Source organism: Homoserinimonas aerilata, from assembly GCF_006716125.1.
GTDB lineage: Bacteria > Actinomycetota > Actinomycetes > Actinomycetales > Microbacteriaceae > Homoserinimonas > Homoserinimonas aerilata.
Window position 1 is genome coordinate 622205 of record NZ_VFOM01000001.1, and the last position, 16288, is coordinate 638492.

The window sequence follows — 16288 nt, forward strand, 5'->3', positions numbered from 1 at the left end:
TGGCTTGAGTACCCCCGGGGGGTACTATCGAGGCATGATCGCAGACATCAAGAAACGGGCACTGCACCGCGCACGCATCCTCGAAGGACAACTGCGCGGCCTCGAGAAGATGATCGACAACGAGGACTACTGCATGGACATCATCACGCAGTCGCTGTCGATCCAGAAATCACTTGGCTCGCTCAACAAGCTGCTCGTCGAAAATCACCTGCGCACCCACGTCACCCACATGTACGAAGCGGGCGGAGAGCAGCGCGAGCAGGCCATCGAAGAACTGCTCAAGGTGTACGAGCTGACCAAGAACAGGGCGGATCGCGCATGAGCGGCCACGAGCACCACGGCCACGAGCCTGCTGCGCCCGAGCAGCCGCACGGTCACGAGGGTCACGGCGAGCACGAGCACGCCGAGCACACCGGTCACGAAGGCCACGCCGGTCACGAAGGCCACGCCGGTCACGAAGGCCACGCCGGTCACGAAGGCCACGACCACTCCCACCACGACCCTGACATGTTCAAGCGCAAGTTCTGGCTGAGCCTCGTGTTGACGATCCCGACGCTCGTGTTCTCGCACGGGTTGCAGGAGATCCTGGGGCTCGACGGGCCGCGTTTCGCGGGCAGCGAGTTCATTCCCGCCGCCTTCGGCATCGCGCTGTTCTTCTACGGCGGCATGGTGTTTTTGAAGGGCGGCCTGCAGGAGCTGCGGGCGAAGCAGCCGGGCATGATGACCCTCATCTCGCTCGCGATCATCGTGTCGCTGCTGTACAGCCTCGCCGTCACGCTGGGCCTGCCCGGCATGGACTTCTGGTGGGAGCTGGCGACCCTCATCACGATCATGCTGCTGGGCCACTGGATCGAGATGGCCGCGGTGGGCGGTGCGCAGGATGCTCTGGGCGAGTTGGCGAAGCTGCTGCCAGATGAGGCCGAGGTCGTCCATGGTGACAGCACCATGACGCATCCTGTCGACCATCTGAAGCTCGGCGACCTCGTGCTGGTGCGGCCGGGCGCATCCGTTCCTGTCGACGGTGAGGTCACGGAGGGCGAATCGGAGGTCAACGAGGCGCTGCTCACGGGGGAGTCGACGTCGGTGGCGAAGAGCCCCGGCGATCAGGTCATCGCGGGCAGCATCAACTCGGCTGCGGGGGCGCTGACGGTGCGCGTGACGAAGACGGGCGGTGAGACGGCGATCGCCGGCATCATGAAGCTCGTCGCGGAGGCGCAGCAGGGCAGGTCTGGCGCACAGCTACTCGCCGACCGGGCGGCCGCGCTGCTCTTCTACGTGTCGGTGGCGGCGGCGCTGATCACCCTCGCGGTGTGGTGGTTCATCAAACCTGATGACCCCACCTTCGTGCTCGAACGCGTCGTCACGGTGCTCGTCATCGCGTGCCCGCACGCGCTCGGCCTCGCCATCCCGCTGGTCGCGCAGATCTCGACGGCGTTGGGCGCCCGCCGCGGGCTGCTGTTCCGCCGCCGGCAGGCGTTGGAGGATGCGCGGCGCATCGACGTCGTGCTGTTCGACAAGACGGGAACCCTCACGGAGGGCCGCCAGGGCGTCGTAGCGGTTGTGCCGTCGGGAGGCCACGACGCTGACGAGGTGCTCGCGGTCGCGGCATCCGTGGAGGCTCGTGCGGAGCATCCGATCGGCCGGGCCATCGTCGCCGAGGCGGAGCAGCGCGGGCTGACGGTCGAGCGGGCGAGCGACTTCGAGGCCCTCTCCGGGCGTGGGGTGACCGCACGGATCGGCGGGCGCGAGGTGACGGTCGCCAGCAGGCGCACCGTCACGGAGCGCGGGCTGAATCTCGAGGTCGAGCTGGTGCATGCCGCCCGTGACCACGCGGCGGAGGGCAAGGGCATCGTCTTCGTCATCGACGGCGAGCAGGTGCTGGGGCTGGTGGCGCTCGCCGATGTGGTGCGTCCCGAGTCGGCGCAGGCCGTCTCGGCGCTGCGGCGTCGCGGCGTTCGCGTCGCCATGCTCACGGGCGACTCGCATGAGGTCGCGCACTGGGTGGCGAAGCAGCTCGGCATCGACGAGGTCTTCGCCGAGGTGCTTCCGGGTCAGAAGGCGGATGCTGTGGCACGCCTCCAGGCGGACGGCAGCCGGGTGGCGATGGTCGGCGACGGCGTGAACGACGCCCCCGCCCTGGCGAGCGCCGATGTGGGCATCGCGATCGGCGCGGGCACGGATGTCGCCATCGAGTCGGCCGGTATCGTGTTGGCCTCGAGCGATCCGCGCGGCGTGGATGACATCATCCGGCTCTCGCAGGCGACATATCGCAAGGAGCTGCAGAACCTGTGGTGGGCGGCCGGCTACAACATCGTGGGCATCCCGCTGGCGGCGGGCGTGCTGTATGGGGTCGGCTTCGTCATGCCGCCCGCGGTGGGTGCCGCGCTCATGGCGGTGTCGACGATCGTGGTCGCGCTCAACGCGCAGCTGCTGCGGCTGCTGCGCTTCGAGCCCCGCTGACCCCCCGGTTGGGCTCTGCCGCAGCCGAGCCCGAAACGGCTCGCGAAACGGCTCGCTGAAAACGAAGGAGATTCTGCGCATCCGTGCCCCGAATGCGCCGGATGCGGCAGATCGCATCCGTTCGTCCTTCGTTTTCGGCGGGCGCTCGGGCGGGTGTCGCGCGGGGTGCGTGGCGCGGCTCCGCCATAATCGGGGGATGATGACGACCCGGCCCCAGCGACTCGTCGTGGCCGTCAACCCGAGCGCATCGTTCGGGGCGGGCGGCGGCACGGGCGACGAGGTCGCCGGGGCGCTCGCGGCGGCCGGGCACGATGTGGTCACGCTGAGCGAATCGGGTTTCGACGAGCTGCGCGCGGCATCCGCGGCAGAGCTCGCGCGCGGTGCCGACGCGCTCATCGTCGTCGGCGGCGACGGCATGGCCAGCCTGGGCGCGAACCTGCTGGCCGGCACGCCCACACCGCTCGGGATCGTGCCCTCCGGCACAGGCAATGATGTCGCTCGCGGGCTCGGCATCCCGGTGGGCAACACGGAGGCGGCGTTGCGGATGCTGTTGGCCGCCCTCGATCACGGCCCCCGCGTGATCGATGCGGGCCGCGTCACGCGTGCCGACGGGTCGACCGTCTGGTTCGCGGGCGTGCTGTCGGCAGGCTTCGACGCGATCGTCAATGATCGGGCGAACCGGATGCGGTGGCCGCGGGGCCCGCGCCGCTACACGCTGGCGATGGTGGCGGAGCTGCTGCGGTTCAAGCCCATCTCGTACCGGCTCACGGTCGACGGGGTCGTGCGCGAGACGCGCGGAATGCTGGTTTCGGTCGCGAACGGAACCTCCATCGGCGGCGGCATGCTGATCACCCCTGATGCGCGTTTCGATGACGGGCTGCTTGACGTTTTCGTGGTGGGGTCTCTGTCGCGGCTGGAGTTCATCCGCATCTTCCCCTCCGTCTTCGCCGGTCGGCATCTGGGGCACCCTGCCGTGTCGATTGTGCGCGGCAGGAGCATCCGGGTGGAGGCGGATGCTGTGGTCGCCTACGCGGACGGCGAAAGAGTCGGGCCGCTTCCGCTTGATGTCGAGGTCGTTCCGGGGGCGCTGCGGCTGCTCGCACCGATCCTCTGACGGGGGAGAACGGATGCGTGAGGGCTGCTCCGTTTTGGCAAGTCCTGTTCCATATGACATACTTTCTGAGTTGCGCAGCACGCTGCGCAGCCAGGTGCGGCCCCATCGTATAGCGGCCTAGTACGCTGCCCTCTCACGGCGGTAACACCGGTTCGAATCCGGTTGGGGTCACCACACGAAACCCGCTCGCAATCGCGAGCGGGTTTCTTCGTTTCAGGAAGCCGAGTTTCAGAAACCCGAGTTTCAGAAAGCCGAGGCTTCCGACAGCCCGGGCTTCAGGCGGCCTGGCGCCGCGCCGCCCACCACCGGCGAAGCAGCAGCGCGGCCACGGCGACCGCGCAGCCGATGAAGGTCTCGATGAGGCGGTCGACCAGCATGGGGCCGATGGGCATGGGGATGCTCAGGCTGCTCATGCTGAGCGCGAGCGGGGTGATCATGAGGAGCGCCGCCCAGTAGGGGCGGCCGATTCCGAGGCTGAGTGCGATGGCGCCGGAGGCGAGGGCGGCGATTGTGGTCATGGTCGCTGTCTGCAGCACCTGGGAGTCGAACGCGGCGGCGATGGTGCGGGTGGGCCGGCGCTGCAGGTTGCGGAATCTGTGCGCATGCCGTGTTCCTGCGAGGCGGCGCAGCATCCAACCGCTCATGCAGATGAGCCAGGCGAGAACGGCGGATGACGCGGCGACCCCGATGGCGAGCGGCGCCTGTTGCCAGGTCGTGGGAACGACCGCGCAGACGAGCAGGGCGAACACGAAGAACACGGGCTGCCCGGGGATCCAGCCGATGACGGCGGTCGCCATGACCCCGAGCACGATGACGACGACGAGCGCGACAGTGAGGAGGGGCAGCGGTGTGCCGAGGCAGGCGATCACGACGCCCGCGCTGATGCTGGCGGTGAGCGCGATGGCCGCCGCACTCACCGAGAGCAGGCGCACGCGGTAGGGCTCACTGCGCCCGAACAGGGCGGTGAAGGCGCCGAAGGATGCGTACACGGCCAGCTCGATGCGGCCGACGGCGAGCAGCACGAGCATCGGCAGCAGGAGCGCCAGCGCAGCCCTCGTCGCGGCTTCGAGATCGAGGGTGCGGGTCATTCTGAAAATGATGATCGCCGCAGGGTCTTCGCACCCGGCCGGGGCATCCGGTTGCCGTTTCTGTGAGGCGAAGTCCGATGATCGACTACCATTAACTCCGCGAAGGGGAGTATCCCTAGGGGTTGTGCTGTGGTGCGCCCCATGCCGCAGTCGTCAGTACGGATGTCGAGATCGATGTCCCGGATGCGGTGGTGCCGAGTTCAGATCGGTGCGGGAGAGACTTTCGGGCCTTGTCGTACCCTCCCCACGAATGGATTTCCATGGAACTCGCTCTTCCCGTCTGGTTCGAGATCGGCTCGCTTGTCGTGCTGACGCTGATCATCGTCTTCGACCTGATCATCGCGTACCGGCGCCCGCACATCCCCTCCGTGAAGGAGTCGAGCCTGTGGATCGGCTTCTATGTGACGCTCGCGCTGGTCTTCGCGGGGCTCATGTTCCTTCTGGGCGATGCGGAGCACGGCGGGCAGTTCATCGCCGGCTGGCTGACCGAGTACAGCCTCAGCATCGACAACCTGTTCGTGTTCATCATCATCATGGCGCGCTTCAAGGTGCCGAAGAAGTACCAGCAGGAGGTGCTGATGATCGGCATCATCATCGCGCTGGTGCTTCGCGCGATCTTCATCCTGATCGGTGCCGCGCTGATCGAGAACCTCAGCTGGATCTTCTACATCTTCGGGCTGTTCCTGCTGTACACGGCGTGGAATCAGGCCTTCACCTCGCATGACGATGAGGAGGAGTCGGAGAACCGCATCATCGGCTTCCTGCGCAAGCGCATCCACATCACCGAGGAGTTCGACGGCGGCAAGCTGCGCACGATGGTCGACGGACGCAAGACGTTCACACCGATCCTGGTGGTCATCCTCGCCCTGGGCACGACCGATCTGGTGTTCGCGATCGATTCGATTCCGGCGATCTTCGGCATCACGCAGAGCCCGTTCATCGTGTTCGCGGCGAACGTGTTCGCGCTCATGGGCCTGCGTCAGCTGTACTTCCTGCTCGGCGACCTGATCGACCGCCTCGTGTACCTCAAGTACGGCATTGCGTTCATCCTGGCGTTCATCGGCGTGAAGCTGGTGTTCCATGCTCTGCACGAGAACGAGGTGTTCTTCATCAACGGCGGCAACCCGGTCGAGTGGATCCCGGTGTTCAACACGTGGATGTCGCTGGGCGTGATTGTCGCGGCCATGGCTGTTGCCACGATTGCGAGTCTCGTGAAGCTGCACCGCAGCCCGCTGGAGATGCCGATCGGAGCGCCGCGCTACGAGCACGATGATGTGGTCGAGCCTGCTGCCCATGAGACGGATGCCGACACGACGCTCGCTGCGGGCGATGCGGATGCCGAGGGGCGCGACGGCACGCGCCAGTAGACGCCCGCGTACACGCCGTGCTGCAATGATTGCTAATCTGCAGTGATCGCTACCCGTTCGGGGGGCAGCGGCGGAGTGGTTCGAGAGGGCGGCGGGTGGACCGTATGGAGCTTGAGGTGACGCTCCCCGAGGGTCCGTTGAGGCTGGCCGTGGCCGCCTGCACCGATCTCGGCCGCGTGCGCCGCGTCAATGAAGACAGCTTTCTGGCCGAGCCGCCCCTGTTCCTGGTGGCCGATGGGATGGGCGGCCATTCCTTCGGTGACAGGGCGAGTCGCGCGGTCGTGGAGGCGTTCTCGGCCGCGGTGGGCACCGATGGGTTGCCGAGCCCCGAGCTTGTGGTGGAGACGATCCGCGCCGCCAATGAGGCCGTCGTGGCCCTCTCCGATGAGGAGACCGTCTCGGGCACGACCCTGTCGGGACTGGCGCTGGTGGCGGCCCATTCGTCCTATCACTGGATGGCTTTCAACGTCGGCGACAGCCGCGTCTACAGTTGGGACGGCCGCGCGCTCGAGCAGGTCACCGTCGACCACTCGGCGGTGCAGGAGATGCTCGATCTGGGCCAGATCTCCGCGCTGGAGGCCATCGATCATCCGTACCGCAATGTGGTGACGCGGGCGATCGGCATCGACGATTCGGTTGAGCCGGATGTCTGGCTGCTGCCGGTGGGCGGCCACCAGCTGTTCCTGGTGTGCTCCGATGGGCTCACAAAGGAGCTCGACGACGACCAGATTGCGAGCATCCTCGCCGACCGCTTCTCGCTGCCGGAGGGGCAGTCGGTTGCCGACAGGCTCGTGCAGGCGGCGCTCGCGGCGGGCGGTTCCGACAATGTGACGGTGATCGTGGTCGAGGCCGAGCTCGCGGACACCGCCCACAGCGCCGATGAAGACACGAACGACCGCGGGATGCCTGGCCATCTCGAAGAGACTCGACCCAGAAAGTAGCCCCTGTGACACTGCTGAGCTATTCCCCGGCCGGTGATTCCGGCTGGCTTGCCCTTGCCAACGCCAGTCTTCTTCAGGTGGTTCATCGGCCTGCCGCGGAGGCGGTGGCGGCGTCGTGGCCGTCGCTAGGTGGCGGCTTCGGTGCTGCGCTCGACGAGCTGACGCGGGGCGGTGTTTCGGCGGCTCCGTCGTTCGCGCTGATCGAGTGGTCGGGCGATGGCGAGACCCTGAGGGTGATCGTGCGCGGCGATGTGTCCGTGTCGGTGTCTTCTGCGGCAGGCGACCGCCGTGTCGAGGGCGCCGGCGTGACGACCTGGTCTGAGCAGGTGGTTCCGGATGCTTCGGGCTTCGATCTCGTCGTCGGTTCGGCATCCGGGTCTGAAGCGGAGCCGTGGTTGCCGTTGGAGCGGGGCGCGGCGTTCGTGTCGCGCGTCGCGGCGGGGGAGAGGGGCGCATCCGCCCCGGAGAAGACGGTCAAGAAGTCAGCCGCGTCGGCCGGCAAGCCCGCCGAGGATCCCGCCGCGAAGCAGCCCGCCGAACAGAAGCAGCCCGCCGAACAGAAGCAGCCCCCAGCAGAGAAGGCAGCGCAGAAAGCACAGCAGAAGCCCGCCCAGAAGCCGGCCGCTCCCGCCGCTGTCGCGGTCGACACGGTGGTCTCCTCCGACACGGTGCAGGCGCACGGCGGTGACGTGGTGCTGCCGACCGATGAGGGCTACGACTATCTCTTCGGCGAGACCATGTACCGCACCGTGTCGAGCGCTGCGGTACGTGAGGCGGCCGAAGGTGAAGAAGATGAGGTTTCGGATGTTCCGGAGGGCGACCACGACGGCATGACGATCGTGACGAGCGACCTGAAGAAGATGCGGGCCCGTCGCGGCGAGAAGTCGGCCGCCCCTGCGCCCGCCGCGCCGAAGCAGTCGTCGCTGTTCCTCGAACTGTCGACGGGTGGCCGCCAGGAGCTGGGGAGCCAGCCGGTGCTGGTGGGCCGCGCCCCGACGGCCACCAAGGTCGCGGGGGGTGCGCTGCCGGCGCTTGTCACGATTCCCGGTGACAAGGACATCTCGCGCAATCATGTGCAGCTCGCGGTGGAGGGCGATTCGGTTGTGGTCACCGATCTGCACTCCCGCAATGGCACTCAGGTCGTTCTGCCGGGCAAGTCGCCCCAGCAGCTGCGCCAGGGCGAGCCGACGACGGTGATCGTGGGCACGGTCGTTGATCTTGGCGGCGGCGTCACCCTGACCGTCCGCGAGGAGGCTTGATGCGCCGAGTGACGTCGGTGTCGCCGGAGCTGCCCGGCTACACCCACGTGAGGTTGCTCGGCTCGGGCGGTTTCAGCGATGTCTTTCTGTATGAGCAGCATCTGCCGAAGCGCCGGGTGGCGGTGAAGGTGCTGCTCACCGAGGAGCTCACCGACGCCAACCGGGCCGCCTTCGTGGCGGAGGCGAACCTGATGGCGCAGCTTTCTGCGCATCCGTACATCGTCTCGATCTTCCACGCCGATGTCGCGGCCGACGACCGCCCCTATTTCGTCATGGAGTACTGCTCCGGGCCGAGCCTCGCCGAGCGGTACAAGCGCGAGCCGATGTCGGTCGTCGATGTTCTGCGCACGGGCGTGCGCGTGTCGGGCGCTGTGGCAACCGCTCATGCGGCGGGCATCCTGCACCGTGACATCAAACCGGCGAACATCCTCACGAATGACTACGGCTGGCCGGCCCTCACCGATTTCGGCATCTCGTCGACAGTCGATGATGAGGTTCCGCTGCAGACGTCGAGCCTCAGCTCGCTGCGCGGAGAAGACACCTCGGGCACGACGGGCAGCGCTTCTGTGGGCATGTCGGTGCCGTGGTCTCCGCCGGAGATGTTCGAAGACGACCCGAATCCGGATGTTCGGGCGGACGTGTTCTCGCTCGCCGCGACCCTCTACACGCTGCTGGCCGGCCACACCCCCTTCGAGGTGCGGGGCCGCTCCAACGGTGTGCTCGACCTGATCGGTCGTATCGAGCGCGGGCTCGTGACCCCGCTGGAGCGCAGCGATGTGCCGCGTTCGCTGATCGCGGTGCTGCAGAAGGGCATGGCGACGCGGCGGGAGGACCGCTTCGCGACCGCCGTCGAGTTCGGGCGGGCCCTGCAGCGCGTCGAGCTGGAGCTCGGCTACAGCCCGACGACGATCGACGTGCCCAATCTGATCGTCGACGGCTCGGTGCGCGACGGCGTGCTCGATGACGATGACGCCACGCGTGCCCGCGGGGTTTCGACGATCGAGGCGCAACCGGCCGCTCCCGTGCCCACTGCGTTCACGCCGCCCCCGGCATCCGACGACGCCACGCGGGTGCGCGGTGCCCAGCAGGTGCAGGCCCAGCCTGTAGCGGAGGCGCCGGGTGAGACGGTCATGCGCCGCCGCACCCCCGCACCGCCACCGCCAGAGCCCGAAGTCATTGTCGCCGAGGAGCCTGCGGATGCTGCGCCGCGGCCGACGAAGGCGAATCGCCTGGCACTGTGGATTGCGGCCGCGGCGGTGCTCGTCATCGCGGGTGGTATCACGGCGGGCCTCGTGTTCGGCGGAATGCCGAGCGTTGAGGAGCCCGATCCCTCGCAGCCCAGCGGAGGCGGCGCTGCGGCCGTGGTCGAGACGATCCCGACGCCCGAGTTCGTCTCTGCCACGCCGGGCGAGGGCACCCTCGACTTCGTGGTGACCAATCCGAAGCCGCAGGACGGCGACGCGTTCATCTGGAGGCGCACCGACCGGGGCAGCGCGGAGCCGATGCGCAGCACATCCGACGGCACCTTCTCGGTGAAGGAGTTCGACGGCGGCCAGGTCTGCATCGAGGTGCGCATCGTGCGCTCGGGCCGCGACTCCGCGAACCCGCTCGAGGGGTGCTACCCGTGATCAAGCCGCTCAGGGTCGAGTTCTGTGGTGAGTGGTACGACATCGAGCATCCGGCCGATTTCCACATCGGGCGCGAGTCCGACCTCGTGATCGACGACAACCCCTATCTGCACCGCCGCTTCCTGCGCATCTACGAGGAGTTCGGCATGTGGTGGCTCGGCAATGTCGGCAATCTGCTGTCGGCGACGGTGTCGGATGCGACCGGCCAGGTTCAGGCCTGGCTTGCGCCCGGCGCGCGGCTGCCGATCGTGTTTCCCGAGTTGCAGGTCCTGTTCAGCGCCGGGTCGACGACCTACGAGTTCACCATCCATGCGCCCGCCGACTACTACGCCTCGGCGGCGATGGCGACGGACGACGGCGGCTCGACGACGATTGCCCCCGTCATGCTGACCTCCTCGCAGAGGCTGCTGATCGTGGCGCTCGCCGAGCATGTGCTGCGCCAGTCATCGCCCGGTCGCGGCGAGATCCCCACTTCGGCGGAGGCCGCCAGACGGGTGCACTGGTCGATGACGACGTTCAACCGCAAGCTCGACAATGTGTGCGAGAAACTCGACAAGATCGGCGTCGCAGGGCTTCGCGGCGGCAAGGGCAACCTGGCGACGAATCGTCGACTGCGCCTCGTCGAATATGCCGTGGCGACCCGCCTGGTGAGTGCGGAGGACCTGTACCTCATCGATCGGAATGACGAGGAACATCGCCCCGCTCCGGATGCGGCAGCAGCCGAAGCCTGAGCATGGGCAGTTCTGCCCATGACCCCCATTGGTGGGTAGAAGCCGTGTTAGGTTAATCCCTGTCGCCCAAGGCGAAACATCATTAGCCGCAGGCGACTGCGAATCCAGGGGGAGTCTCTAACGTGGGTCGGATGCTTCGGCGCGGCAGTCGGAAGACGCTGGCATCGACGCTCGTCCTGGCTGTCGTTGCCGGCGTTCCCCTGACGATCGCGGCGCTGCATCCGGGTTTTCCGATCTCCGACGTCGACCTCACCTCCCGTGATGTGTGGGTGACGAACGGCGAGCAGCTGCTGGGCGGCCGCCTGAATCGGCAGATCGACGAGCTGAACGGCTCGGTGGTGGCGTCGAGCCCGTCGTTCGACGTGCTGCAGGATGGCGACACCCTGTTCATGTACGACCCTGTGGCGGGGCGCATCGAGTCGGTGAACCCGGCGACGACCGAGGTGACCTCGGCGATCGAGGTGCCGAAGGGTTCCGAGGTTTCGTACGGCGGCACGACGCTGGCGATCATGTCGGATGCCGGGGAGCTGTGGGCCATCCCTGCGGTGGGCGATCTGCAGTTCAACTACGTGTCGACCCCTCCTCTCGTGAAGCTGGGCGATGACGCCCATTCAACGGTGACGAAGGATGGTGAGATCCTTGCGGTCTCCCCGGACGAGCGGGCGCTGTTTCGCATCGCATCGCTCGCCGATGCGCCTGAGCGGAGCGATCTGCCCGAGCTGGGCGAGTTCCAGCTTGCAGCGGTGGGCGACGAGGCCGTCATCTTCGACCAGTCGACGAATGAGCTGATCACTCAGGATGGCTCGAAGCACGAGCTGGGCGAGGAGGGGCTGCGATTGCAGCAGACCGGCCCCGAGTCTGACTATGCGGTGGTGGCGACGGGCGACTCGCTGCTGAAGGTCGATCTCGGCTCCGGCTCTGTGGAGAGCGTTCCTGCTGATGTCTCGAAGCCTGTGACCGAAGCATCCGGGGTCTCAGCCCCTGTGTATCTCGACGGCTGTGCCCATGGGGCCTGGGCCGGTGCGCAGCGTTACCTGCTGTCGTGCGATGGGGCCGAGGGCGAGCCGGTCGACATCGAGCAGCCGACGCAGGGTTCGACGCTGGAGTTCCGGGTGAACCGTACGGTGATCGCCCTGAACAATCTCGACAATGGCAATGTGTGGCTCGTCGACGAGAACATGCGTCTGGTCGAGAACTGGGACGACATCGTGCCGCCGGAGGAGCAGGAATCGGAGGTGGAGGGCGACGAGAAGTCAGCCATCCAGTCCTTCGAAGACACGCTCGCGGAGCGCACCGAGACGAACCGGGCACCAACGGCGAACGACGACGATTTCGGCATCCGGCCCGGTCGCACCACGATCCTGCCGCTGCTCGACAACGACACAGACCCTGACGGCGACGTGCTCGTCATCTCGGCGCGGGACAGGATCGCCGAGACGACGGGGCGTATCGATGCGATTGACGGCTCGCGGGCGCTGCAGTTCACCCCGGCCCCCGGTTTCGTGGGCAGCGTCTCGTTCGGCTACACGGTCGACGACGGCCGCGGCGGCACCGACTCGGCCCGGGTGACGGCCAGGGTGGTCTCCGAGCAGTCCAACGAGATCCCCTATGCGCTCCGCGGCGGCGGCGTCGCGGTGGAGGCGAACCAGACGGTCAGCTACAACGTGTTGACTGACTGGAAGGACCCCGACGGCGACGACCTCTATCTGCTTGGCGCGAGCCCGAAGTCGGGCGACCTCGTGCGCTTCACCCCCGATGGCTTCGTCACCTTCACCCACAGCACTTCGGAGCTGGGCGAGAAGGAGGTCGTCTTCACGGTGAGTGATGGCCGCGGCGAGCCCGTGCAGGGCACCCTCACCGTGACGGTGGAGGCACCGGGAACCCTCAACCCGGTCGGCACCCCAGACTTCACGACGACCTTCGTCGACGAGTCGGTCGTCGTCGAACCGCTGCTGAACGACATCTCCCCTTCGGGCGCGCAGCTGGGCCTCGTCGCGATCGAAGAACCGGGCGGCGGTGCGCAGGCGAGCTTCAATTCGGATGCCGGCACCCTCACCTTCGGATCGTCGTCGCCGGGCATCTTCTACGTCAAGTACACGCTGAGCGCGGGCGCGAACACGAGCGTGGGCATCGTGCGCATCGATGTGCTCGAGAAGCCTGCGGATGCCGAGCTGCCGCCGATCGCGGTGAAGGACACCGCCTATCTGCGCGGCGATGAGCCGACGACCGTCTCGGTGCTGTCGAACGATGTGAGTCCGGTGGGTCGGGTGCTCGCAGTGCAGTCGATCGATGTTCCTGTCGAGTACACGACGAAGGGGCTTGTGGTCGAGCTGCTCGAGAGCACGCTCGTGCGGGTCACGTCGCCTCAGGCGCTCACCGAGCAGCTCTCGTTCAGTTACACGATCTCCGACGGGCTCAACACGGCGACGGCGGGTGTGACGATCGTGCCGATGCCGGCGCTCACGAAGCATCAGCCGCCGGTGGCGCAGAACGATGCGATGCGAGTGCGTGTCGGTGACATCGCGACGCTCAATGTTCTCGACAACGATTTCCATCCGGATGATTCGCCCATGTTCCTGGATGACACGCTCGTGACGCCGCCCGGCGACGGGCTCGCGTTCGTGAGCGACGACCACCTGCGATTCCAGGCGCCGACGAAGCCGGGCGAGTACCGGGTCGACTACCGCGTTCTCGACCCCTTCGGGGAGACCTCGACGGCGACGGCCATCTTCACGGTCGTGCCCTTCGACGACGCGAACAACCGCGATCCGGAGCCTGCTCCGCTGGTCGCCCGCGTGCTGGCGGGAGGCACGATCAGGGTGGATGTGCCGCTCGACGGTATCGATCCGGATGGCGACTCGACGCAGCTCCTGAACTTCCCGCGCAATCCGATGTTCGGTTCGGTCGTCGACACGGGCCCGAACTTCTTCTTCTACGAGGCTTCGCCTGCCGCCGCAGGAACGGATGTCTTCAGCTACGAGGTGTACGACGCGTTCGGCGCGACGGGCGTCGGCGAGATCAAGATCGCCGTCATCCCCGAGCCGGATGAGCTCCAGGAGCCCACTGCGGTGCCTGACAGCGTCTCTGTGCGGCCGGGGCGGCTGGCCCAGGTCGATCTGCTGGCGAATGACTCCGACCCGCAGGGCGCCCCGATCAAGATCTCGGAGGAACTCGTCGACGTGCCGAAGGGCATCGACGTGAAGGTCGTCGGCAACCGCTACCTGGTGGTGAAGGCGCCGGATGAGGAGCAGTCCTTCTCCGTGCGGTACGAGCTGAGCAACGACCGCGGCGGTCGCACCATGAGCTACGCACTGGTGCAGGTGACGCCCAACGCACCGCTGCTTCCGCCGTCGGCCGATGACGTTCCGATCCTGACGAAGGAGATCGCCGGCAAGAAGTCGATCACGGTCGACGTGCTCGACGGCTACGCCTTCAACCCCTCCGGGCCGAACTCCGATCTTGTGGTGACGGTCGAGGGGCCGAATGCGGATGCGGCGCAACTGCTCGAGCGGAATGGTCGCATCGAGGTCACGCCGGGTGAGAAGCGGCAGGCGATCGCCTACCGCGTCACCAACGAGGCCGACGATCTCAGCGCGCTGGCGTTCATCCTGGTTCCGGCGGCCGTCGCAGAGGGCTACGACGACCCGCCCTACATCGACCCGAACCTGCCGACGCAGTACGTGAGTATGAACGAGACGCGCGAGTGGAATCTCGCCGACATCGTCAAGGTGCCGTCCGGCCGTGACGCCTGGATCTACGACGAGACGACGGTCACGGGCATCCAGTCGAACGGCGACAAGATCTTCGTCGACAAAGACACGCTGCGTTTCACTCCGGCGACCGACTACCGGGGGCCGGCGGCGATCAACTTCACGGTCACCGACGGTGCGTCGAAGAACGACCCCAAGGGTGTCAAGGCCTCGCTCACGCTCAACATCGTCGTCGGCGACCCCGAGTTCCGCGACACCCCGCCCGAGTTCACGACTCCCAACACCCAGGTGGAGGTGGGGGAGGAGACCGTCATCGATCTGCGGGCGTCGACGGGGCATCCGAACCCGAAGATCCTGCAGGAGGTCACGTATTCGAATGTGACGGGCGCCAGTGACGGGCTGCAGGCGAATCTGAGCGGCTCGGAGCTGCATCTCTCGGTTCCGCGCAACACGCCCAAGGGCACGACGATGACGCTCGGTGTGACGCTGCGCTGGGACAAATTCGAGGTTCCGGGCACCATCAATGTCACCGTCGTTGGTTCGACGAGGCCCCTGCCCTTCGCGGTGACGGATGCCTACGAGATGAAGCGCGGTGGCGGCGACGGCTCGTCCGGCTCGATCACGGCGAACCCGTTGACGAACGACTCGAATCCGTACCAGACGACCGGCGAGGCGCTCACGATCGTGGGGGCGACGGTGTCGAACACCGGTGAACCGGCGACGGTGTCGTTCACGAAGGACACGGTGAAGATCGCCCCGAACCCCTCGCTGAAGAGCGGCGTCGTCGAGGTCATCTACACGGTGCAGGATGCGACAGAAGACAAAGACAGGCGGGTCAACGGAACGATCCGGCTCGTCGTCAGTGATGTGCCCGATGAGGTGCAGAAGCCTGTGCGCTCGCCGAACTCCGACATCGGCGCCGACCACTCGGCGAGCTTCCGTTTCGCCGCGCCGGCCACGAACGGCAAGCCGATCACGTCCTATGAGCTGCGCACGAGCCCTGCGGTGGCGAATCTGCCCACATGCACGGCGGGCGCCGAGTGCACCCTGACGGGCCTGACGAACGGCACGCCGTACACGATCTCTGCGCGCGCGATCAATGAGCACGGGCCGGGCGCCTGGTCGACGTACAGCGACCCGGTGACGCCGTACGGCACCCCGTCGGCGACACAGCCCACGCTGAGCAGCCAGTCGAAGTGGTCGCCCGCGAGCGTCACCTGGACGTGGCCTCTCGTCTCGGGCACCGGCGGCCAGACGACCTACACCTGGGAGGCCAGCAATGGCGCGACGGGCAGCGGCGTCGACCTGACGTCAGCCACGATCAGCGGTCTGGGCGCGGGCAGCTACACGGTGAGCGTGTATGCGACGAACTCGGGCGGCAAGTCCGGCCCGAAGACGGCATCGTCGGCCACGACGGTCAAGGACCAGCCGAAGCCCACCGCCCCCGCCAGTGTGAGCACGCCGGGCGGCGCGACGGGTGCCACGACGCTGACCTGGTCGTGGACGCCACCGAGCAACGCCACCGCGGATGCCGCCGGCGATGGCATGGAGTACGTCTACAGGATCAACGGCGGCACCGCCACGGTGACGAAGAACACCTCGGCATCTCTTGCGGTGGGCAATGCGAACGCCGACTACAGCCTCACCGTCTACGCACGCAACGGCAGCGGCGACGGGCCCTCCACGAGCTCAGGCAACACGCACGTGACCTACAAGGCCAACCCCAAGGTCACGCTGGAGCGGGGAACCGCGGTGAACTGCCAGAGCAGCGGAACGCCGGGCTGCTTCCAGCACAAGATCACACTCTCCGACTTCGGCGGCGGCACGCACACGGTGAAGCACTACTGCAACGGCTACATGGATGGGTACGACCGCACGTTCACCGGTAACTCCTACGAGAGCCAGGTGCACTGCGGCTGGGCCGACACGTATGTGATCGTCGATGGAATTGAAAGCAATCACGTCAACTTCAACGGATGACAGTCAAGGA

At 67.0% G+C, this 16288-nt stretch carries 10 protein-coding genes and 1 tRNA gene; 10 read left to right on the forward strand and 1 reads right to left on the reverse strand.

The annotated features are described in order from the left end of the window. Nucleotides 1–34: 34 nt before the first annotated feature. The 4 genes from FB562_RS02955 to FB562_RS02970 all read left to right on the forward strand — a co-directional run bounded on the left by FB562_RS02955 (nucleotide 35) and on the right by FB562_RS02970 (nucleotide 3748). A complete protein-coding gene (locus tag FB562_RS02955; RefSeq protein WP_141879776.1) occupies nucleotides 35–322 on the forward strand; it encodes a metal-sensitive transcriptional regulator in 288 nt (95 codons plus the stop codon). After that, nucleotides 319–2460, forward strand: coding sequence for a heavy metal translocating P-type ATPase (locus tag FB562_RS02960; RefSeq protein WP_141879777.1), 2142 nt, complete (start codon nucleotides 319–321; stop codon nucleotides 2458–2460). The genes FB562_RS02955 and FB562_RS02960 overlap by 4 nt, the downstream gene beginning before the upstream one ends. Nucleotides 2461–2656: 196 nt before the next feature. Next, nucleotides 2657–3574, forward strand: a complete 918-nt coding sequence (locus FB562_RS02965) for a diacylglycerol kinase family protein (RefSeq protein ID WP_342777273.1) — start codon at nucleotides 2657–2659, stop codon at nucleotides 3572–3574. 98 nt (nucleotides 3575–3672) lie between these two features. Next, nucleotides 3673–3748, forward strand: a tRNA-Glu gene (locus FB562_RS02970). A 101-nt stretch (nucleotides 3749–3849) separates the two neighbouring features. Here FB562_RS02970 and FB562_RS02975 read toward each other — a convergent pair. Next, on the reverse strand, nucleotides 3850–4662 hold the full coding sequence (locus FB562_RS02975) for an FUSC family protein (protein ID WP_141879778.1): 813 nt from the start codon (nucleotides 4660–4662) through the stop codon (nucleotides 3850–3852). 260 nt (nucleotides 4663–4922) lie between these two features. Between FB562_RS02975 and FB562_RS02980 the strand changes: the two genes are divergently transcribed. The 6 genes from FB562_RS02980 to FB562_RS03005 all read left to right on the forward strand — a co-directional run bounded on the left by FB562_RS02980 (nucleotide 4923) and on the right by FB562_RS03005 (nucleotide 16278). Continuing rightward, on the forward strand, nucleotides 4923–6029 hold the full coding sequence (locus tag FB562_RS02980) for a TerC family protein (protein WP_141879779.1): 1107 nt from the start codon (nucleotides 4923–4925) through the stop codon (nucleotides 6027–6029). Nucleotides 6030–6145: 116 nt separating this feature from the next. Further along, on the forward strand, nucleotides 6146–6970 hold the full coding sequence (locus FB562_RS02985; RefSeq protein ID WP_246081318.1) for a PP2C family protein-serine/threonine phosphatase: 825 nt from the start codon (nucleotides 6146–6148) through the stop codon (nucleotides 6968–6970). Between the two features lie 5 nt (nucleotides 6971–6975). Further along, the gene (locus tag FB562_RS02990) at nucleotides 6976–8229 is read left to right on the forward strand and encodes an FHA domain-containing protein (RefSeq protein WP_141879780.1); all 1254 of its coding nucleotides are present in this window, start codon (nucleotides 6976–6978) and stop codon (nucleotides 8227–8229) included. Further along, the gene (locus FB562_RS02995) at nucleotides 8229–9857 is read left to right on the forward strand and encodes a serine/threonine-protein kinase (protein WP_246081319.1); all 1629 of its coding nucleotides are present in this window, start codon (nucleotides 8229–8231) and stop codon (nucleotides 9855–9857) included. The genes FB562_RS02990 and FB562_RS02995 overlap by 1 nt, the downstream gene beginning before the upstream one ends. After that, complete coding sequence (locus FB562_RS03000; protein WP_141881060.1) at nucleotides 9857–10588, forward strand: hypothetical protein; 732 nt, start codon at nucleotides 9857–9859, stop codon at nucleotides 10586–10588. Before FB562_RS02995 ends, FB562_RS03000 begins: the two co-directional genes overlap by 1 nt. A gap of 131 nt (nucleotides 10589–10719) precedes the next feature. Further along, nucleotides 10720–16278 carry an Ig-like domain-containing protein gene (locus tag FB562_RS03005; RefSeq protein WP_141879781.1) on the forward strand — a complete coding sequence of 1853 codons (5559 nt, stop codon included), beginning with the start codon at nucleotides 10720–10722 and terminating at the stop codon, nucleotides 16276–16278. Nucleotides 16279–16288 lie beyond the last annotated feature (10 nt).